The following is a 20,463-nucleotide window of genomic DNA, read 5'->3' on the forward strand; positions in this document are numbered from 1 at the left end:
CTCCCGGCGGCTGGCGCGTGCTAGCTGCCGTCGCTTTACTGGTTTCGACGACGTTGGTCGGCGGCTGCTCCTCGAAGGCGCTCCCGGAAAGCAAAGACCCCCCGAAGACCTCCGCTGACGCTGCTCCCTCCGACGAAGAGCAAGCGGACGGCGCGTCCGAGGGGGATTCCGCGAGCTTCGGCGCCAACGCGGCGGCGGACTTGGCGCAAGCGACGAAAGCCTCAGTCTCGTCGGCCGACGAGAGCATGCCTTGGAACTTGGGCAATGCGCTGGAACCGTTCGATCCGCCGTCGCGGGAGGAACTCGAGAACGTCGAGTGGGTCGAGCATCCCGTCGTCGACCCCGACGCGGCGTTGCGGGCCGCGAAGCAAGAGCAAGGGGCGCCGCTCGTCTCCGCCGCCGAGGCGCTCAAGCTCCGCAACGACTCGCCGGAGAACAATCGAAAGATCCTCGGCGCCCTGAGCCAACTCGCTCCCGAGGACGGGACCGGCGTCGACTACGCCGCCAAGGTGGTGCGGCACGTATCGGGAGACTTGGGGAGCACCAACCCGCTGTTCGCCAGCAGCGTCACCGAAGCCGAGTTCGGCGACTTGACGGGCTTCAGCCCCTTGAACTTCGATCACCAGCTCGAGTTTTTCGCCTCGAAGCACTCGCTCGCGTCGTGGCGCTCCAGCGCCGACGGCATGATGGAAATGATCGTGCTCCGCGACGACCTGACGTGGTCGGACGGCCAGCCGCTCACGGCGCACGACCTCGAGTTCTCGTTCAAGGTGATCATGACCGATCATCCGCTGTTGGTGATCCCCGCGATTCGCCAGGGAGTCGACCAGCTGAGGGCGGTCGTCGCCTACGACGATCGCACGCTGGTCTATTTTCACAAGAACCGCTCGGCGATCGCCTACAAGAACATTCTTTTCCCGGCGCTCCCGAAACATTTGTACGAAGAGTCGTTGAAGGAAGACCCGTCGATGAAGCGGAGCCGGCGCCACTCTGAGCTGGAGGACCGGCCGGTGACGTGCGGCCCCTACGAGTTCGCCAGCCGCCGCAAGGCGCAGGAGTTCGTCGTCCGTCGGCGCGAGAGCTATTACATGCACAACGGCCAGCAGGTGCGGCCCAAGCCTCACTTTGCCGAAGTGCGGGTCAAGGTGATCGAGGATCTCAATACGGCCCTGCTCGCCCTCCGCGAAGGGGACATCCACTCGATGGAATTGCGTCCTGAGCAATGGTCGACGCAAACGACCGACGATCGGTTTTACGCCAAGAACACCAAGATTTACGACACTGAGTGGACCGAGTTCCATTTCATGTGGAATCAGAAGACCCCGTATTTCAACGACCCCCGCGTCCGCTGGGCGATGACGTACGCGGTTGATTACGACGAGCTGCTGAACGTCATTTGTCGCGGCCTGTACGAGCAAAGTCGCGGCAATTACCACCCGTCCTCGTGGATGTTTCCGCAGGACGGCCCCGACCCGGTCGAACAGGATCTTGTGAAGGCGGAGGAGCTGCTCGACGAAGCCGGCTGGATCGATCACGACGGAGACGGCTTTCGCGACAAGATGATCGACGGCAAGCTGGTGCGGTTCGAGTTCGTCCTGATGACCTACACGACCGAAACGGGTCTGCAGGCCGCGACGCTCATGAAGGATTGCCTCGATCAGATCGGCGTCGTCTGCCATGTCAAGCCGACCGAGTTCGCAGCGATGGTCGACGCCACCCAGAACAAAAAGTTCGACGCCTGCATGGGAGGCTGGGGCACGGGAGCCGATCCCGACTCGAACGAGAACATCTTCGCCACAGACCAGCCCCGCAATTACACGAGCTACTCGAATTCCGAGGTCGACGAGCTGTTCAAGCAAGGCCGGATGGAGTTCGATCGCGAGAAACGTGCGGCGATTTACGGACGGATCCACAATCTTCTGTGGGAGGATCAGCCCTATACGTGGCTGTTCTACCGGTCGGGGTTCTTCGCGTTCAACAAGCGCTTGCGCGGCTACAACTTCAGCCCCCGGGGACCGTTCAATTACAGCCCCGGGTTTGACGCGATCTACGCGACGCAAGCGGTTCCGTAACGCGGGCTCGTCGTCCTCGCGGCGAGTGCTTGAGCGCAGCCAAAAAAATTGAACTGACAAAGCACGAGGCTTTCTCCGACGGCGAATCTGGCCGACGGTTGTTTCCCGATCGCTGAGAACGCTCCGGCATGACCGCATACTTGATCCGCCGCATCGGCATCGGGCTGATCACGCTGGTGCTCATCACGGCGCTCATCTACGGGCTGCTCCGGGCGATGCCCGGGTCGCCGATCACGGCCGACCCCGCGAATCTCAACCCGAGCAAGCAGATCACCGAAGAGGCGCGCAAGCTGTACGAAAAACAGTACCACCTCGACAAAGAGTGGTACGTCGCCTACGTCCTGTGGCTGAAGGACCTCGTTCTCCACGGCGATTTGGGGATCTCGTTCAAAAACAACAATCGCGGCGTCACGTCGCTGATCGTCGATCGCATGCCGGCGACCTTGCTGCTGTCGGTCACGTCGCTTGTGCTGGCTTACGGGCTGTCGATTCCGCTGGGGCTATGGGCCACGGCCAAGGACGGCACGCTCGCCGAGCGGAGCGTCAGCGTCGTGTTGTACATGCTCTACTCGCTGCCGGCGTTCGTCGCGGCGCTTTATTTGCAACTGTTGTTTTACGTCAAGCTCGGCTGGCTGCCGCTGTTCGGCATGACGTCCGACAACTACGCCGATCTGTCGACGCTCGGCAAGGCGTTCGACGTGATGCAACACGCCGCGCTGCCCATCGTCTGTTTTACGTACGGGGCGCTCGCGTACGATTCGCGCTTCATTCGCGCGAACATGCAGGAAGTGGTCCGCCAGGACTACATCCGTACGGCCAAGGCCAAGGGGGTCGGGCCCCGGGCCGTGCTGTGGCGCCACGCGTTCCGCAACACGCTCATTCCCCTGGTGACCATGCTGGGAATGACGTTGCCGACCCTGCTGAGCGGGGCGGTCATCCTCGAGCAGGTCTTCGCGTGGCCCGGAATGGGCCAGCTCTACTTCGACGCGATCAAACAGCACGACTACAACGTCGTGATGGGCCTGACGCTCATGTTCAGCGTACTCACGCTCGTCGGGCAACTTCTGGCCGACGTGTTGTACGCCGTCGTCGATCCGCGCGTCAGTTATCAATAACGACATTCGCCCTCGCCCATGAGCAGCCCGACGCATCAGCCGCCGAAGTCGCCCGGTTTTTGGCGCGAGACGTGGTCCCGGTTTCGCCGCCGGCGGCTGAGCATGCTCGCGTTGGGATTCGTCGCCCTGTTGGTGCTGGTTGCGGCCGCGGCCCCGCTGATCGTCGGGACCAAGCCGATCGTCTGTCGGTACAAGGGCGAGCTCTACTTCCCGTTTTTCGGCTACTACGTCGATTCGTGGGAGAACCCCGTCTTTCGCAAGGACCGCGTCTATCCCGTCTATGCCAGCAATTTGCCGCGGCGCGACAAGGAGAGCTGGGCCGTGTGGCCGCTGGTGTATCAGGACCCCTACCGACGGGTCCGCAAGGGAGATTGGCCCGATCACCCGGGCAACCCCTTTGGCGCCGACGGGGCGCCCAGCCGGCTCAACTGGTTCGGCACGACCCGCGAGGGGTACGATGTGTTCGCCCAGATGATCCACGGCACGCAGATCGCCGTGAGCGTCGGGTTCGTCTCGATGGGCATCGCCGCGGCGGTCGGCATCACGCTCGGGGCGCTGGGAGGTTATCTGGGCGGGTGGGTCGACATGCTCGTCAGCCGGCTCACCGAGGTGGTCATGTGCATCCCGACCTTGGTGCTCATCCTAGTGCTGGTGGCGTTTCTCGACAACGTGACGAACTGGCACCTGATGGCGGTCATCGGCTCGGTGAGCTGGACCGGCATCGCCCGACTCACCCGGGCCGAATTTCTCAAACTCAAACAAATGGAGTTCGTCTCGGCCGCGCGGGCGCTGGGCGCCTCGCCGCTGCGGATCATGTTCCTGCACCTGTTGCGCAACGCGCTGGCCCCGGTGCTCGTGCCGATCAGCTTCGGCATCGCCTCGGCGATCCTGCTCGAGTCGAGTCTGAGCTTCCTGGGGTTCGGCGCCTCGCCCCCGAACCCCAGTTGGGGAACGCTGCTGCAGTCGGGCCGCGCCGACATCGAAAAAATGTGGTGGTTGATCGTCTACCCCGGCGTCGCGATCTTCCTGACCGTGCTGGCCTACAACCTCATCGGCGAAGGCCTCCAAGAAGCCACCGACCCCCGCTTGCGGCAAGACAGCCACTGACGCTTCCACGAAGACATCGCCAAGGCGAACATCAGCGCCTGGCGGCGAAACGTACGCTGACGCTCGATCGCCCCCTCCGCGAAACCCAGTCCTCCGTGGTTCTTGCTTCTGGAGTCCTTCGTCAAACGACGTCCTGCCTTTGCGGTCGAAAATTCCGAGCCCTTTGCCGCCAAACCTTTCGTGATTTCCATAATGCCTGCCGTACTTGACGTCGCCGATCTGCGGACCCACTTTCACACCGACGAGGGGATCGTCCGCGCGGTCGACGGGGTGACGTTTCGCATCGACCCCGGGCGCACTCTGGGGATCGTCGGCGAGAGCGGCTCGGGCAAGAGCGTCACCTCGCTGTCGATCATGCAACTGCTCTCCTCCTCGGCGAAAGTCGAGCCCGGCAGCAAGATCGCCCTGCTGGGTCGCGAGCTTGTCGGCCTCCCCGAACCCGCCATGCGCGGCATCCGGGGCAAGGACGTCAGCATGATCTTTCAGGAGCCGATGACCTCGCTCAACCCGGTGTTCACCGTGGGAAGCCAAGTCGCCGAGGCGATCATCCTGCATCAAAAGACGACCAAGTCCGAGGCCCGGGTCAAGACGATCCAGCTCTTCCGCGAGGTGGGCATCCCCGACCCCGAAGAACGCGTCGACGCCTATCCCCATCAGATGTCGGGAGGGCAGAAGCAGCGCGTGATGATCGCGATGGCCCTCTCCTGCAATCCCAAGCTGCTGATCGCCGACGAGCCGACCACGGCCCTCGACGTGACGATCCAGGCGCAGATTCTCGACATCCTCCGCAACCTGCGCGACCAGCGCGGCATGGCGATCTTGTTCATCACGCACGACCTGGGGGTCATCGCCGAGATCGCCGACGACGTGTTGGTGATGTTCCGCGGCGAGGAGGTCGAGTACGGCCCCGTGCTCGAAATCTTCGAGAACCCCAAGCACCCCTACACCAAGGGCCTGCTCGCCTGCCGGCCGCGGCTCGACACCCCCTACAAGCTGCTGCCGACCGTGTCCGACTTTATGGACGTGGCGACTGTCGACGGCAAGCCGGTCGTCACCGAGAAGCAACTCACGGCGGAGCGGCTCGAACAACTCCGCACGCAAGGTCGCGGTCGGTTGCTTCATCCGCTGAGCGAACTGACGGCCATGGGGCATCCCTGGGAGGACGCAGGGCATCCCCCCGACGCGACCGCCGTGGCCGAGGGGACGACGCCGATCCTGGAAGTCGAGAACCTGGAGGTCCACTTCCCTGTGCGCCGCGGGGTGTTCTCGCGCGTCGTCCGGCACATTAAGGCGGTCGACGGGGTCAGCTTTCGCGTCTATCCCGGGCAGACCCTCGGGCTCGTCGGCGAAAGCGGCTGCGGCAAGACGACCACTGGTCGGGCGATTCTGCGACTCATCGACCCGACTGGCGGAGCCGTGCGCTACCACGGCGTCGACCTCGCCAAGCTCTCCCGCAGCGAGATGCGCACGATGCGCAGCAGGTTGCAGATCATCTTCCAGGACCCGTACGGGTCGCTCAACCCGCGGATGACGGTCGAGGCGGCGGTCACCGAGCCGATGGTCATCCTCGGACTGGGCGCCGGCCGGGCCGACCGACGAGCCAAGGCGGCCGCCCTGCTTGATGAGGTCGGGCTGAGCCCCGACTACCTGCGCCGCTATCCGCACGAGTTTTCCGGCGGCCAGCGGCAACGAATCTGCATCGCCCGGGCCCTGGCCGTCGAGCCGGAGTTCATCGTCTGCGACGAATCGGTCTCGGCCCTCGACGTGTCGGTGCAGGCCCAGGTGCTCAACCTGCTGAAGAAGCTGCAGGAGACCCGCAAGCTGACCTACATCTTCATCAGCCACGATCTGAGCGTCGTGAAGTTCATGGCCGACATGATGGCCGTGATGAACGAAGGCAAGATCGTCGAGTTCGGCCCGAGCGAATCGATCTACGCGGCCCCCCGCGAGGAGTACACTCGCAAGCTGATCAGCGCGACCCCGAACGACGACCTGGAGCACATCCGCAAGCTGGCGAAGGCGCGCGAAGCGATGCGACAAGTGCAAGCGACGTGAAGCGGAGCGCGCTGCCGGCGACATGACGTCGGCAGCGGGACCTGCGTGAGCGGGAGTGGACGCCGCCGTGACGACTCAACCCTATTCCGACGATCGATCGCGCAGATTGTTCGCCGCGCTGATCGCGGCGGCGGCGGTTCTGCTGATCTCGGCCGGATCGTACAGCGTGCTCCGGCTCTATGTCGCGTATCACCGCTGGCAGATGGGCCGCGCCTTTCTTGTCGACCACGATCAATCGCAAGCGCATCTCGCTCGCCTGGTTCAAGTCGGGGCGCTCGTCCACTATCGTCGCGAGTTTGCGGCGATCGATTCCGCTTCTCCCGCGGCGGATTTCGTCCGTAGCCGATTCCGCGCCCGGACGACCCCTCCTGCCGAGATCACTTCGGACAGCGCCGCTGAGCACGGCAAACCGCTCGTCATCGCCGCCTGGTGCGAGCCTCAGGACGAAGCCGCTTGGCTGGAATTTGAAGCAGAACTCGAACGCGAGATCGCGGCCAAGTCGCTCGCGCCGAGCCCGCCGAACGTCGGCAAGTCGCCCCCCTCGCCGGTCGGCGACCCGCAGACGCAGGAACCAGAGCACGACCCGTGACCGCCCCGTGCGATCCGTACCGGTCGGCGCCCTCGCCGGGGTAGCCGGCCAAGTCCGCTACGCGCCGCCGTTCGGGATCGAGGCGTAAGGCCGGACAAAGAAAAACGGGCCGCCGATCACAGCGATCAGCGGCCCGTCGTCAGTTTCTGTTCGTCTCGGACTTCGTCGCCGGAAGGGCCTTATGCCCCGCGACGCCGCGCGGCCGCGACGACCAGCGCCCCGGCCAACAGGGCCAAGCCCGCGGTCGCCGGTTCGGGTACCGCCGCAACGACGGCAGTTGCCTGAGGCTGACCGTAGTTGCTCGTCCACGCGGCCAGGTCGTCGGCGTCGACGTCCCCGTCGAGGTCGGCGTCCCCTTGCGAGTTCGTGGCGCCGCTGGTCGTGCCGTTGTTGCGCTGCCAGATCAGGAAATCGGAGCCGTCGACGAGGGTGCTGTCGTCGAAGTCGGCGTCGAGAGGAGGTGCGGCGGGGACGAGGTCGAAGATCGGCGGGCCTGCGGCGGCGTTGTTGGCCCCCGGGACGCCGGTCAGCCCTTCACGGTAGCCCACGTAGAACGTCGCCGCCAGATCGGCGTCGGTCGTGAATGCGTAAGGGTTGTCGCCGAAGCGCGCCGATACGTTGCCGGTCGCGGCGTCGTAGTCGATGCTCAATCGGAACCACCCGGAGGCGAGTCCGGAGACGTCAATCTCTTCGATAATGTTCCATTCGCCCGCCGCGGGTTTGCTGTTCCCGCCGTCGCCGAAGTCGACCAGCATGAGCTTCTGAAAGTTGTTCACTCCCGTCGGCTCTTCGTACCGCTGATAGAGCCAGCCGATCCCCGTGCTGGAATTTCCCGTCACGGTCGTCGGAGCCAGAACTAGATTAGTCGGGTCGGGGGTGACGAAAAACGCGTCGGTCGTGCCGATGCCATAGACGGTCGTTTCAAACTCGGCCGCGTTGGTGATGCCGGTGATGCCGATCGGGGCCGTATCAAAATAGGCCCACAAGTCGAATTTCGAGACGAGTTCCTTCGAGTAAATCGAATTGCCGCCCCCCGTTTCGTCCCATGCGATGATCGCGTTCCCTCCTTGCGGCGAAGCGGGAATCGCGCTGAAGTGAAACGCGTTCGTGGCGGTCGGGTCGACGACCCGCGGCAGCACGAACGAAGCGTGGTATTGAGTCGAGAGTTCCGTCCCCACGCTCATTGCGTCGACGTCGGGAATGTTATGGACTGGAACCAACGGCAGGTTGTTGCTGGCTCCCGGAGTGAGCGGCAGAATGCCGAAGTCGCGACCGTTGCTGTTCGAATCATGTCCGTCGCGGTATCGGCTCCAGCCTTGCGGCACGTTCGGAGTGAGCGCGTTCATTGAAATCAACTGGCCCTGAAACCCGCTTCCGATCTGCGCCAGTTGGTCGGCGGTGGCGCCCGTCAAGCCCGTGGCGCCGAGGCGGAACACCTCGTAGGCCACGGCGTCGACCATGTCCCCGTTGTTGTCGCGCAGCTCGATTGCATTGGCAGCGACATCGGGATACAGCTCGATGCCGGTCGTGCCGGGGGGCGTGTAATTGACGTTGGGCACACCGGCGGCGCCGATCACAAAGTAACCTCCCGGGGCCAGCATCGTGCCTGTGGGAATCACGTCGGAAACCAGCGGCGCGCCCCCTTCCAGGCTGGCGACGACAAGCGACCAGTCGCCGATGTCCACCGCAGTCGGTCCGGGGTTGTACAACTCCACGAATTCACGGTCGTCGGGATTGAACGCCCCGGACCCCGCGGTCCGTTGCTCTTTGACAATTTCGTTGATGACTACCGCCTGCGCGGAGGCGGTGGTCACGACGGCGACCACGGTCAGGATCGCGCACGCGCGATACAAAGGACGGCTGACTCTCATCTGCTGATGCTCCTTGGAAGTGGATACGTCGTCGCGACGAACCGGCCGGCGCGATCGCCGAATCCAGCACAGTCCCGAATCGTAGCAGGCGCCAGTCCGCCGCCTCTCATGCGACTGGCTTGAACGCCCCTCATCGTAGCTGGGGGCCGATCCAGAAAAGAACCAAATCCTGCGCAGCAGGTCCTTGATTTCGCGCAGGCGGACACGACGCATCGTACGGGCGCTCCCGACGGCGCGTGCCGCTGGCTCTGCCACGACAAGCGCGAGCTGTCGTTCACCACTGGCATGGCAGCGGAGCCCGGCAACTGGCAATGCCCGAGAGCGTCGTCCTCAACTCGACGAAGCACGACGAGCCCGGGTCACTCGTCCCCGACCGGAAAGATCGTTCCCAACGGCTCGAACTCGCTGCGCCCCAGCACAAGATCGTCGCGGTTCAGCCCCGCGGCGTGCTGGCCGGCCAGGTTGAGAAACAGTTCGTCGCCGTTCGGGGCCTGGCACCCCGCGACGAACCGCACCGACATGCTTTGGTACAGCACGTTCTGCCCGCAGGGGCCGTGCGGCGTGCTGCGGAAGGCCTGCGTGACGGCGGGGGCGTCGGCCAGCACCGGCATCGAGTCGCTGCCGACGAATCGCACATGGTGCAAGTCGCCCTGCGGGTCGAAATACCCGAAGCGATAGGCGTAGCTCCCTCCCATTCGCTGCCGCAAGGCGATCAGCACCGGACCGTGCGCCCTCCGCAGGTCGGCTTGCGTGGGGACGCGCAGTCGCACGCGACCATTGGCGACGTCTTCGCCCAATTGCGTCGCGGGACAGGAGAGGAGTTCGGCGAACAACTCGCGGTCCATCCCGCATTGGTCGGCCAAGGCGACGGCGTACATCCCGGCGTTTTGGCCCAAGGCGATCGGGGGCAATTGGCGATTGTTTCGCTCGGCGTAAGCGACGAACTCAGCTCCCAAGGCCCGCAGTTTGTTGGCGCAGATCGCGCGTCGCGAGGCTTCGCGACTTTGCAACAGCCCTGGCGACGTGACTGCCGCGATCGCCAGAAAGACCCCGGCCGCGACGGCGAAATCCGCCAGCCGCCAGCGGTGGCCGGTGCGGGGCGGGTCGCACATTAACTCTCGGAGCGAGAACTCGCCGCTCTCGACCAATGAGCAGGTTCGCTGAACGAGATCGACGGGGGGCTCCGGCTCGGCGGTCGCGAGCTTCGCACAGCCGCAATCCTCGGGATCGTTGCCGCCGGAGAAGCACTCCCGCAGCCGCTCGAACTCCTGCCGCCACGCCGGGTCGGTCTCGAGCCGGGTCTCGACCGTCGCGCGGTCGGCCGGCGACAAGTCGTCAAGCAGGTAGGCGAGAAGTTGCTCGGTCATCGCTGCCAGTGGCCGTGCCAATCCCGTCAGGGAGACGCACGCGGTAGCCGGACAGGGTCGGTGGGCGTCGGCGGAAGGGGGGGCCGAGGAATCGCGGCCCCGCTTCCTTCTGTACGCACCTCGATCCGAAACCGTTCAACCGCTTTCAGTCGCGTCAGACAAGTCGTGCCGGTCGTGCCGGCGGGCGGGGCGTCCCCCCGTACAGCTTATCTTAAATGAAACGAGCCTGCCGCGCTGGGCGCGGCAGGCTCGGGGGTTTACCTAATTGTCGGAAACCGGGACAGGTCGGCCTTCGACCGAGCGAGCGTTAGAGGCGGGCCGCCGGCTGGGCGTCTTGCCAGGCTTGCCCCAGCCGCTGGAGCGCGGCATGCATCCGGCTCTTGACCGTGCCGACGGGCACCGACATGACCTTGGCCGCGTCGCCATATTTCATCCCGCGGAAATAGACGAGGTTGACCGCCCGCCGCAGGGGCTCGGGCAGGGCGTCGACGGCCCCCCGGACCCACTCGGCCTGTTCGCCGTGCTCGGCGACGTGGGCCGGGTCGAACTCGCCCCCCTCGACGAAGTCGCGGAGGGTGGCCCCCTGGTCGCCGGGCTGCATGGCCTGTTCGAGGCTCATCCGCCGGTGACGCTTCGTCCGCCGCTGGGAGTCGATCGCTTGGTTCGTGGCGATCGTGTACAGCCAGGGCCGGAACCGGCGTCCCGCTTCGAACGAGCCTCGCTTGACGTGCACCTGGAGAAAGGTCGCTTGGAAGACGTCTTCCGCCTGGGCCGCGTCGCCGAGGTAGCGACGCAAGTAATTGTAGAGCTCGCGCTCGTACCGGGCGACCAGCTCGGTGAAGACCGCGGAATCTTCGCTTTCGCGGTACGACAACAACAGCTGCTCGTCCGATTGCTCGGCGAGAGTGGCGATGGTCGACAGTTCGTCCTTGGGTCGGCTAGTCGTCATGTTACGAACTCCTCGCTGGCGAGAGGTTCGACGTCATGCTCGGGCCAGCCTGATGAGGCAGCGGCCAAAGCATGCATTTACCGGGGAATATCCTACTTCCCGGCCGTCATGGTTACCTTTCGCGACCCCCGCCCCAATCACAAGGGCATTTCCATGGGTCGCGAAATATCGCTTGGCCGCGGTCCGGCGAGCTCATCGGCCCGCCGAGTCGAGGCCAAGCCCCCCTTCCGTGTCTGGGGCGGCTGTGTTGGCAGATGCCGCTTTATTTTAACCGTGCGACATCTGCGGGCCATAACAGTGGCAATTGTCGTACCAAGCCCCCCTCGGAACCGTGCTAGCGAAGCTAGAAATCGCCGTAAGTCGAAGAGAAGCCGGCTGTTAAAGCATAGCCCGGCTTCCCCGATCCTGGGCCGCACAATCCCCCGGGTCTGCCAAAATTGCATTCCGATTCAATGGCGCACCCCTGGCAAGTGTCCCGAAAGGAGACTTTCGCGCGTTCAATTGTGAGACACTTGAGCCGTTCTGCAGGATCGGGGGTACTTCGCCCCGTGGAAGCCAATCTTGCCCGAACTGCCAGGAAGGCGCCTCGTGCAAGCCGAGCAAAAAGGACACGAGAAAAGGTGCAAAAAGCGACGCGGCGCCCCGCGTATTCCTCGGCAAACACAGTCTTTTGGGAAGAACCGTGTGCGAATATTGCTAGCAAAAAGTCACGGGCAGGTGCAAAACTCGCCACGGCGCCCCGTGCCAACGGTTCGGGAGTACTGCGAGGTCGGCTTTGCCGTAAGTCGGCCAAAAAGGCAGGCGGTCTCAGGGCCCCGGGACGCGACTCTCAGAACGAGCGAGACGCTCCCTGGGAGTCTTTTTAGGCCTCTTGGCGGCCAATTCCTAGCTCTGGCAGCCGGGGCTTTCAGGGTTCAAAACCGCACGACCCGGTTGCCTCCCACTTTGCGGACCAGCCGGCGGGCTTCCAGGACGCTCGCCGTCGCCAGCACGCGGTGGATCGGCAGGCCGCATTTCTGGGCGACTTCGTCCAGGGACGAGCCGGTCGGGTCGATCGCCTGCAGGACCTGCTGCTCCTGCTCGCTGAGTTTCAGTTCGGCGACCGAGCGGATCGTCTCCCCCGTGGCGCCCTTGGGGGTCGGTTCGGCCAGCGGGCCCAACTCCTCGAGCACGTCGTCGACGCAAGCGACCAGTTTGGCCCCGTCGCGGATGAGCCGGTTCGGGCCGGCCGACAGGGGACTGTCGATCGGCCCCGGCACGGCGAAGACCTCGCGCCCTTGCTCCATGGCGTGCCGAGCGGTGATCAGGGCCCCCGAGCGATCGCTCGCCTCGACGACGATCACCCCCAGGGCCAGCCCGCTGATGATCCGATTTCGCTGGGGGAACATCCCGGCGAGCGGGGGCATCGTCGGGGCCGCCTCGCTGAGGACGCACCCCGCGGCGGCGATCCGTTCGCACAATTTGACGTTCTCGGGGGGGAAGGGATTCAGCACGCCGCTGGCCAGCACGGCGATCGTTCGCCCGTCGGCCCCCAGGGCGCCTTCATGGGCCGCCGTATCGACCCCCCGGGCCATCCCGCTCACAATCGCCAACCCCGCGCGGGCCAGTCCCGCGGCCAAGCGGCGCGTCTGCTCCGTGCCGTAGCGTGACGACCGGCGGGTCCCCACGATCGCCACGGCGAGCCCGTCGGTCGGTTCCAAGGCGCCGCGCGTGAAGAGCACCCCCGGAGGGTCGGGGATCTCGTGGAGCCCGCGCGGGTACGCCGGCATCGACGGCAGCAGGATTCCCAGACCATGCTCCGCGGCGAGCGCGAGCTGCGCCTCAAGTTGCACCTCGTGCCGAGCGCCGAGGATGCGGCGCGAGATCTTCGGGCCGATCCCCGGCACCTCCTGCAGCGCGGCTTCGCTGGCGGCGAACACCTCGGCCGCGGCGCCGAACCGCTCCAACAGACGAGCGCGGAGCAGGGGCCCCACGTCGGGCGTGAGCGCGAGCAACACCTCGGCGCGGGCCGCCTCGTCGAGAGTCGCGGGGCTCGTCGTCATCGCAGGAGGTTCTCCGCGCAGCAGAGCGGGGCGTCGCCCCTGACGTGCCAGGGAGGGCAGAGGGGTGAAAGACCCGTCGCCTGATCTTGCGCCAAGGACCCCGCCGGGGCAAGTTGTTCCCGTTGCATGCCCAACGCCCCGAGCCGCTTGGCGGGTTGCCAAGGACTGCGGGGCGGCCGGAGAGCCCGGCTGGCGACTAGCGCCGTCCGTTCATGCTTGAACTTGCTTCATCGGCGGCTAGCGCCGTCCGCTCAGGGGCGGGGGGCTGCACCGGCGGCTTGGGGCGTTTACTTCGCCAAGTCCTGCAGCACGGCGATCACGTCCGCGTCGCTGACGCCGCCGACCAGTTCCACATGCCCGATCCGCGTGGGAAGGACGAACCGCAGTTCCCCCTGGGCGACCTTCTTGTCGTGATACATCAGCTCGACGATTTCTTCGTGATCGTACGAGGGGAGATCGAACACGAGCTCGAGCGCCTCCAGCAGCCGATCTTGCCGGGCGACGAACCCCTCGTCGACGCGGCCCAGTCGCCGGGCGAGGCGGGCGGCGCACCGCATGCCGACGGCGACCGCCTCGCCATGGAGCAGGTCGCCGTACTCGCCGGCCGCCTCGAAGGCGTGGGCGAAGGTGTGGCCGTAGTTGAGCACGGCCCGCAGGCCCGTCGTTTCGCGCTCGTCCGCCTCGACGACGTCGGCCTTGAGCCGGCAGCAGCGCTCGACGACGGCGGTCAGCACGTCGGCGTCGCGGTCGTTGATTGCGTCGGCGTTCCGCTCCAAGGAGGCGAAGAACTCCTCGTCGAGGATCACGCCGTACTTGACGACCTCGGCCAGCCCCGCGCGGTACTCGCGCTCGGGAAGCGCATCGAGCACGTCGACGTCGACCAGCACGCCCGCGGGCTGCCAGAACGCGCCGACCATGTTCTTGGCCTCGGGCAGGTTGACCCCGACCTTGCCGCCGACCGAGCTGTCGACCTGGGCCAGCAGGGTCGTCGGCACTTGGAAGAACCGCAAGCCCCGGGCGAAGCAGGCGGCGACGAACCCGGCCAGGTCGCCGACGACCCCGCCGCCGACGGCGACGACGATCGACGTTCGATCGGCGCCCTCGTCGAGCATCGTGTTCCACAGGTCCTCGGCGATGCCGACCGACTTGCTCGCTTCGCCCGCCTCGACGATCAGGACGTGCACCTCCCAGCCGTCGTCGACCAGGGCGTCCCCCAGGGCGTCGGCGAACAGGCCGTCGACGTTCGAGTCGGTGACGAGCACCGCATGGTCGGCGTCGCACCGCTCGCGCAGAAACGCCGACAACCCTGCGAGCGTGCCGCTGCCGATGACGATGTCATAGCCCCGCTCGGCCAGCGCGACGCGAAGAGTCTTGGGGGAAGCGGTCACGCAGGTCCTCGGTCGTGTGGAAGCCAATCCCGCAGGCACGACGAACGCGGAGCGATTGGCTTCGGCTTGCTCGGCGTTCTCGGCGGCGAACAACTCCTCGCCGCCGGCGGTCAGCCCTTGGCCATGACCCGTTCCAGGTCGGCGGGGGTGACGACAATGCGGCGGCAAAAGCCGGTGTGGGTCCGGACGTACTCGACGTGAGCGGCTTCGTCCGGGGCGGCGTGAAGCAGGGCCTCGAGCCGAATCCGCTCGGCCGGCGGCAGGTCGTCCTGCTCGGCGGGCCACTCGGTCTCGGTTTCCATGACGAGCGCTTCGCGGTAAGGATCGAACTTGTCCGCCATGTCGACGCCGGGGCTGGGGGGGAGATTGCGGGCGAAACCGGCAGTATACTGCCCCCCTGCCGGAGCGATAAGTGCCGCGAATTGCCCTTCGCCGCGACGACGCGGAGGATGGCGGGGGGCGTAGCGGTGAGAGTCCCCGGCCGAGTTCCTGGGGGCTTCGCTGCGCTACGACCCCAGCCACCCTCGGCGGCGGATCGCTTGCTTCAGGCGTCGACCTCCTTCCCATTAGTAAAGCCCCCCGATGCAGCTCTCTGGAAAGCACGTCGTTGTTTCGATCTTTGCCTTGGCCTTGGCGATGTCGGGGTGGGCGTGGATGCACCACTACAACGCCACGCGGCGGATGGCCGGGTTCTGGGGGCCGGGGTCGGCCAACCTGCTGGTCCGCGGGGACGAGGTCGACGCCTACCGGCTCGAGTCCGGCGCGGCGTCGCCGGCCGAGGGGGCCTATCCCCATTGGCCCCCGGCCTTCGGCGGGCTTCTCGAGGGAGACGCCGTCGACCATGTCGACCTAGCCGAGGCGAAGGGGCTGATCCATCTCCGGCATGCGCTGACGCAGGACAGCAACTACGACTGGGATGCGCCGGCGGTCGACGGAGCGCCTCGGTGGGGGCTCGCGCTGCGGTTCAGCAACTTTGAGGCGGTCGTGTGGGTCCTGTTGTCGGACGACCTCGCCGTGCTCGGCAAACCGGCCGCCGACGGGTTGAGCGTCTCGACGCTTCCCTGCCCGAAGATGGCTCCCGTCCTTCGCGAATACTTCGAGGACGTCGGCGTCCTCCCCGCGGCGGCCGCCGACGCCGACTGAAACTTGCGCCGTCGCGCGAGATTGTTTCCGCGGCCGGGTCTGCTAGCACGGCCGGGGGACTTGGTCTGTCGACGCGCCGACGGGGGTCCTATACTCCGCGGCCCGTTTTGGCACCCGAGACAGCGAGGTTCCCCGCCGCCATGCGATCGATCGCCATCATCAATCAAAAAGGGGGCGTCGGCAAAACGACGACCGCGGTCAATCTCTGCTCCGCCTTGGCCGCCAGCGGGCAGCGGGTGGGACTCGTGGATCTCGACCCGCAGGCGCATGCGTCGCTCCACTTGGGACTCGGGCCGCAGCGGCAGGCGCCGACCACCTACGACGTGCTGTCGGGCGACCGCCGGCTCGAGGAGATCTGGCAGGCGGCCGCCGAGAACCTGTGGGTCGCCCCGGCCCATATCGACCTGGCCGCGGCCGAGGTCGAGCTGGCCGGCGTCGTGGGGCGCGAGGTGATCCTCCGCGACGAGCTGGCCGTGTGCCGCGAGCGGTTCGATTTGCTGCTGGTCGACTGCCCCCCGTCGCTGGGAATCTTGACGCTCAACGCCCTGTCGGCGGTCGACGACGTGTTCCTGCCGCTGCAGCCCCATTTCCTGGCGCTGCACGGGCTGAGCAAACTGCTGCAGACGATCGAGCTGGTGCGGCGGCGGCTCAACGAGCGGTTGCGGCTGGCCGGGGTCGTGCTCTGCCTGTACGAGTCGGGGACGCGCTTGGCGGCCGAGGTGGCCGGCGACGTCGCCGAGTATTTCCGCACCGGGGCGGCCGCCGAACTGTGGCCGGGGGCGCGGATCTTTGAGACGCACATCCGGCGCAATATCCGGCTGGCCGAGGCCCCGAGCTTCGAGCAGTCGATCTTCGAATATGCTCCCGCGTCGGCCGGCGCCGAGGACTACCGCCGGCTGGCCGACGAGGTGCTGGCATTCTACGGCCTGCAAGCGTCGGCGAACCTCGCCGCGGCCTGAGCCCGTGGCGCCGCCGCGGGAGCTGCGCCCCCCGCTCGCCGGGGGTGTTGTCGCGCGCAGATCGGGCAGTTTGGCGAGACTCTGCGGTCTGCGAAGCCGCTGCGCGTGAAGATTTGCCGGTTGTTCTCACGGCGCCGGTTGCGCCGCAAAGAACTTTTCTCCGGGCTGCGTCTAGGCCCGAACCGTGCGGGTCGTACTGGTCGATCGGTTTAGCAGGGCGAATTTGCGCCCCGACCGAGATCGCACAGAGAGTCTTGCCAGGGCGACTTCTCGCCGTGCCGGCCCCGCCTTGATCCGGCCCGTCGCCCGAACCGCCCCGCATGGATGCGCGTGGCACGAACCATAAAGAGAGGGAGCGAAATGGGAATTCATCGGCACATTCAGGGGCTGCTGGCCGCTGCGGCCGTGCTGCCCTGGGGGGCGCAGGTTCACGGTCAGTTCATCCCGTACAACCAACCGCAGCAGACCGCGCCGCAGGCGCAGTCGAGCTACTCGACCCCGTACCCGGCGTATCAAGCCCCGGCGGCTCAGGTCCCGCAAGCGCCGCACTACGGCTACGGTCAACAAGCGACGAGCTACGGCCAGCAGCCGCAGTCCGGCCAGCCCGTTGCGCAGGTCGCGATGCGCCCCGGCCAGCCGCGCTACGCGATGGCGATGCAAAACGGCGCGACCAACGGCGGGCTGTCGTTGACTCCCCCCGCTGAGAGCGTGGCGCCCGGCACGCCGCAACAAGCCGCGCCGATGCACCAGGGCATGCCGATGCAGCAGACCTATCCCCCGAGCCCGGCGATGCAGCCGACCCCGATGGCGGCCGAAACGTACGGCGGGTACGCCCCCCAAGGAGGGCAGCCGGGCTGCAACTGCAACGGGTCGAGCGTTTACGAAGGCTACCACGACGGCGGATACGCCGGGTACGGAGGCTGCAGCGTCGACGGCTACGGCGCATGCACCGGGTACTCGACTTACGGCGGCGGCTACGGCCCGAGCGGCCATGCCGGCGCCTTGATTCGTCCGCGCGGATGCAACTACTGGTTCGGCGGCGTGTACGGCCTGCTGATGGAGCGCGACAGCTCCGACAAACGACCGCTGGTGTTCGCCGCCAGCGGCCTGACGGCCGGCGACTACCCCGCGTCCAATCAGGTCGTCCTGACGACCCGCAACGTCGATATCGGATACCAAGGGGGCGTCGAATTCCGCTTGGGCCGGACGTTCGGCGGTTACGGCGATCCGTGCAGCGGCTGCTGCTCGCCACCGTGCTGGGGTCTCGAGGCGGTCTACTGGACCTTGTTCGAGGACGACGCCTACGCCCAATACGTGCAGAGCGGCACGCTGCGCGTGTACTCGATGATCGACCCCCGCGGGTTGGAGTACAACCCGGGCTTGGGCTACCGACCGCTGCGGCACTACTTCGACTACGCCCCGCCGGTGGACGATTACACGAACGGGGCCACCCTCGACGAAATTCGCGTCGACTTGGCCCGGGTTCGCAGCACGTTCGAGGTGCAGAACCTGGAGATCAACCTGCTGCGGCTCCCCGTCGGATGCGGCGGGCCGGTCGTCGCCGGCGTCGCGGCAGCCGGATGCACCGGTTGCGACGCGGGGGGGTGTCAGCCGTGCGGTTCGTGCGACGCCCCGTGCGCCGGCGGCTGCGGGTCGCGGTTTTCGTGCGTCACGCTGTGCGGCTTCCGTTACATGCAGTTCGACGAGAGCTTCATGTACGGCGTGAACTTCACCAACGTCACCGCCATGCCCAACACGACCGGGTTCATGAACTACAACGCCCGGACGACCAACGACCTGTACGGGTTCCAGATCGGCTCGAACGGCATGTACCGCATCGGCTGCAAGTGGGGCATCCACCTGGGCTCGGCCTTTGGGCTGTACGGCAACGACATCGACGTCCGGCAGTATTTCGATTCGCCTACCGGGCAGGTTCGCTTCATCCAGTCGGGCGACAATTTCGACGTCTACGCCTCGAAGACCGACGTCAGCATGATCGGCGAACTGCGGCTGGGCGCCAGCTATCAGTACTCCTGCAACTGCCGGCTGTACGGCGGGTGGCGGGCGATCGGCGTGACCGGCATCGCCCTGGCGACCGATCAGATCCCCGTCGCGTTCATCGACGCGGCCCAAATGAACAACTACGTCAACTCGAACGGCTCGCTGATCCTGCACGGTCTGCAAGCCGGCGTCGAATGGAATTACTAAGTCGCGGCCCGCAGGGCTGACGCGGCTCGCTCCGCGGCGGTTCGGCCAAGCGACTTGAAAGCGACCCCATTCCCCCGACCCGATCGGCGCTTCGGCGCCGGTCGGGTTTTTTCGTGCGCAAACGGGGGGCGTCGAAGCGGCGGCGCTACGTCTGCGACGGCCACGCCGTCAGGCACTGGAACAGCGGGTCGGCGCGCATCGGGTCGAAGTCGGGTTCGCTGCAGACGAAGTCCCGGAAGTTGCCGTCGATTTCCAGCGCGGCGGCAAGGTGTTGCAGCGTGCGGCGGCGATCGCGGGCGAGGCTCCAGTAGCACGCCATGTTGTAGTGGAGGATCGCCGATCCCGGCTCGATCTCCAGCGCGTGCTCGAGCGTCTCGATCGCCTGATCGAGCCGCCCGATCCGTTTGCAGCACCAAGCGAGCGCGACGTGGACGTCGACGTCGTCGGGGATCAGATCCAAGCTCCGCCGGAGCGGGTAGATCGCATGCCGGTAGCGGTGCAGCTCGCGCAGCGCTTCGCCCATGAGGTAACATCCGCGGGCGTCGCCGTGGACGAGCTTCCCCTGCCGTTGCAGCGCAGCCAGCGCGTGCCGGGGCATGCCGAGTTCGAGATACCCTTCCGCTTCGCAGCGGGTGCGCATCAAGCGCTGGCGGAGTTGAGGGAGCATGGGAGCGACGGGGGAGGAGTCGCACGGATCGATGCGGCGCACCTGTCCGCAGGCGCCCGGCAGCCGGTCATGCGAGGATCGCGCGGAATCGCGCTGGTGGTCCCGGCTCCGCCAGGACGGACAAGCTACTGGAATTCTACACGCTGATTTCGGCGCGGTCGAAAACCGCGCGCGGATTGCGGCGGTTCGCGCCCCGCGACGGAGCGTGGCGCCGACGACGCGAAGTTGTGCGAACTCGTCGATCGCTCCGTCGAGGCAAACTCTGCCGCCGCACCGCGCAGTTCCGCGCCCGCTCGGCTGACTTGGGGCGTTCGGGCTGACGCTCGTTCGCGGACGAGCTCGGGTTGCGTTTTCGCCACGCGCCGCGCCGTTCGAGGTCGCGGCAACGCCACGTCGGACGGGGCCGGCTCCACCCTCTACGGACGAAAACCTCGGGAAAATCAGGCTTTCCCCGCGTGCTCCTCTCGGCGGGCGCGGTGGTTGCCTTGAGTTCGGGCATCCGCTCGCGGCGTCGGATGACGGCCGCGGGCCCTTGTCTCGCCCCCCTCGTCCGAGCCCTTCTCGCGTGAGCCGCCCCGTGAGCCGCATCGTCGCCATCCTGCTGCTGGTTGCGGGGCTTGCCGCGGCGATCTCGCGGGTCGAGCAGGTCCATGGCCGACGCTCGGCCGGCCTCGGCGTCAACGTCGGCGAGGCCGGTTGGGTGCGGACCGCCGACGGCTGGGAGCCTCGCGAGGCGCTCAGCGTGCCGACCCCGGCGCAGCCCGCGCGACTCCACCCCTGGGTCGTCGCGGCGTTTCTGGGGCTCCTCTCGGCGTTTTTTCTGGTCGCCTTCTCCAGCGACGGGCCCTCGGCGACCGAACGCAAGTAGCTCCGCCGGAGCGAGTTGCGCCGTTTCCGCGGAATTCTGTACGAATCTCGCCGCGCCGCGCCA

The 20,463-nt window shown here is 66.5% G+C and carries 15 protein-coding genes; 9 read left to right on the top strand and 6 right to left on the bottom strand.

Annotation, left to right across the window (positions count from 1 at the left end; genetic code table 11):
• The first annotated feature begins 245 nt into the window (after window positions 1–245).
• The 5 genes from KF688_08820 to KF688_08840 all read left to right on the top strand — a co-directional run bounded on the left by KF688_08820 (window position 246) and on the right by KF688_08840 (window position 6,938).
• Window positions 246–2,072 (top strand): peptide ABC transporter substrate-binding protein, encoded by a 1,827-nt coding sequence (locus KF688_08820; GenBank protein ID MBX3425768.1) that lies wholly within the window; start codon window positions 246–248, stop codon window positions 2,070–2,072.
• A 128-nt stretch (window positions 2,073–2,200) separates the two neighbouring features.
• Window positions 2,201–3,187, top strand: coding sequence for an ABC transporter permease (locus KF688_08825; protein ID MBX3425769.1), 987 nt, complete (start codon window positions 2,201–2,203; stop codon window positions 3,185–3,187).
• Between the two features lie 18 nt (window positions 3,188–3,205).
• Window positions 3,206–4,294: an ABC transporter permease gene (locus KF688_08830; GenBank protein MBX3425770.1), complete on the top strand. Its 1,089-nt coding sequence runs from the start codon at window positions 3,206–3,208 to the stop codon at window positions 4,292–4,294.
• 189 nt (window positions 4,295–4,483) lie between these two features.
• Window positions 4,484–6,349, top strand: a complete 1,866-nt coding sequence (locus KF688_08835; GenBank protein MBX3425771.1) for an ABC transporter ATP-binding protein — start codon at window positions 4,484–4,486, stop codon at window positions 6,347–6,349.
• A 67-nt stretch (window positions 6,350–6,416) separates the two neighbouring features.
• Window positions 6,417–6,938: a hypothetical protein gene (locus KF688_08840; GenBank protein MBX3425772.1), complete on the top strand. Its 522-nt coding sequence runs from the start codon at window positions 6,417–6,419 to the stop codon at window positions 6,936–6,938.
• 179 nt (window positions 6,939–7,117) lie between these two features.
• Here KF688_08840 and KF688_08845 read toward each other — a convergent pair whose 3' ends face one another.
• The 5 genes from KF688_08845 to aroB form a co-directional block, all read right to left on the bottom strand.
• Window positions 7,118–8,809 (bottom strand): lamin tail domain-containing protein, encoded by a 1,692-nt coding sequence (locus tag KF688_08845; protein MBX3425773.1) that lies wholly within the window; start codon window positions 8,807–8,809, stop codon window positions 7,118–7,120.
• A 359-nt stretch (window positions 8,810–9,168) separates the two neighbouring features.
• Window positions 9,169–10,176, bottom strand: a complete 1,008-nt coding sequence (locus KF688_08850; protein ID MBX3425774.1) for a hypothetical protein — start codon at window positions 10,174–10,176, stop codon at window positions 9,169–9,171.
• A 307-nt stretch (window positions 10,177–10,483) separates the two neighbouring features.
• Complete coding sequence (locus KF688_08855) at window positions 10,484–11,125, bottom strand: RNA polymerase sigma factor (GenBank protein MBX3425775.1); 642 nt, start codon at window positions 11,123–11,125, stop codon at window positions 10,484–10,486.
• Between the two features lie 914 nt (window positions 11,126–12,039).
• Window positions 12,040–13,167: a DNA-processing protein DprA gene (gene dprA / locus KF688_08860; GenBank protein MBX3425776.1), complete on the bottom strand. Its 1,128-nt coding sequence runs from the start codon at window positions 13,165–13,167 to the stop codon at window positions 12,040–12,042.
• 287 nt (window positions 13,168–13,454) lie between these two features.
• On the bottom strand, window positions 13,455–15,122 hold the full coding sequence (gene aroB, locus KF688_08865; GenBank protein MBX3425777.1) for a 3-dehydroquinate synthase: 1,668 nt from the start codon (window positions 15,120–15,122) through the stop codon (window positions 13,455–13,457).
• A gap of 15 nt (window positions 15,123–15,137) precedes the next feature.
• On the opposite strand from aroB, the gene KF688_08870 reads away from it, so the two are divergent.
• From KF688_08870 to KF688_08880, 3 genes are all read left to right on the top strand, one after another.
• Complete coding sequence (locus KF688_08870; protein ID MBX3425778.1) at window positions 15,138–15,698, top strand: hypothetical protein; 561 nt, start codon at window positions 15,138–15,140, stop codon at window positions 15,696–15,698.
• Window positions 15,699–15,838: 140 nt separating this feature from the next.
• Window positions 15,839–16,657, top strand: coding sequence for a ParA family protein (locus KF688_08875; protein ID MBX3425779.1), 819 nt, complete (start codon window positions 15,839–15,841; stop codon window positions 16,655–16,657).
• 360 nt (window positions 16,658–17,017) lie between these two features.
• A complete protein-coding gene (locus KF688_08880; GenBank protein MBX3425780.1) occupies window positions 17,018–18,865 on the top strand; it encodes a BBP7 family outer membrane beta-barrel protein in 1,848 nt (615 codons plus the stop codon).
• A gap of 145 nt (window positions 18,866–19,010) precedes the next feature.
• Here the strand turns inward: KF688_08880 and KF688_08885 are convergent, their stop codons facing one another.
• Window positions 19,011–19,532 (bottom strand): tetratricopeptide repeat protein, encoded by a 522-nt coding sequence (locus tag KF688_08885; protein MBX3425781.1) that lies wholly within the window; start codon window positions 19,530–19,532, stop codon window positions 19,011–19,013.
• A gap of 577 nt (window positions 19,533–20,109) precedes the next feature.
• Here KF688_08885 and KF688_08890 point away from each other — a divergent pair.
• On the top strand, window positions 20,110–20,400 hold the full coding sequence (locus KF688_08890; protein ID MBX3425782.1) for a hypothetical protein: 291 nt from the start codon (window positions 20,110–20,112) through the stop codon (window positions 20,398–20,400).
• The last annotated feature ends 63 nt before the right edge of the window (window positions 20,401–20,463 follow it).

Source organism: Pirellulales bacterium (genome assembly GCA_019636345.1).
In the GTDB taxonomy this organism is placed as follows: domain Bacteria; phylum Planctomycetota; class Planctomycetia; order Pirellulales; family Lacipirellulaceae.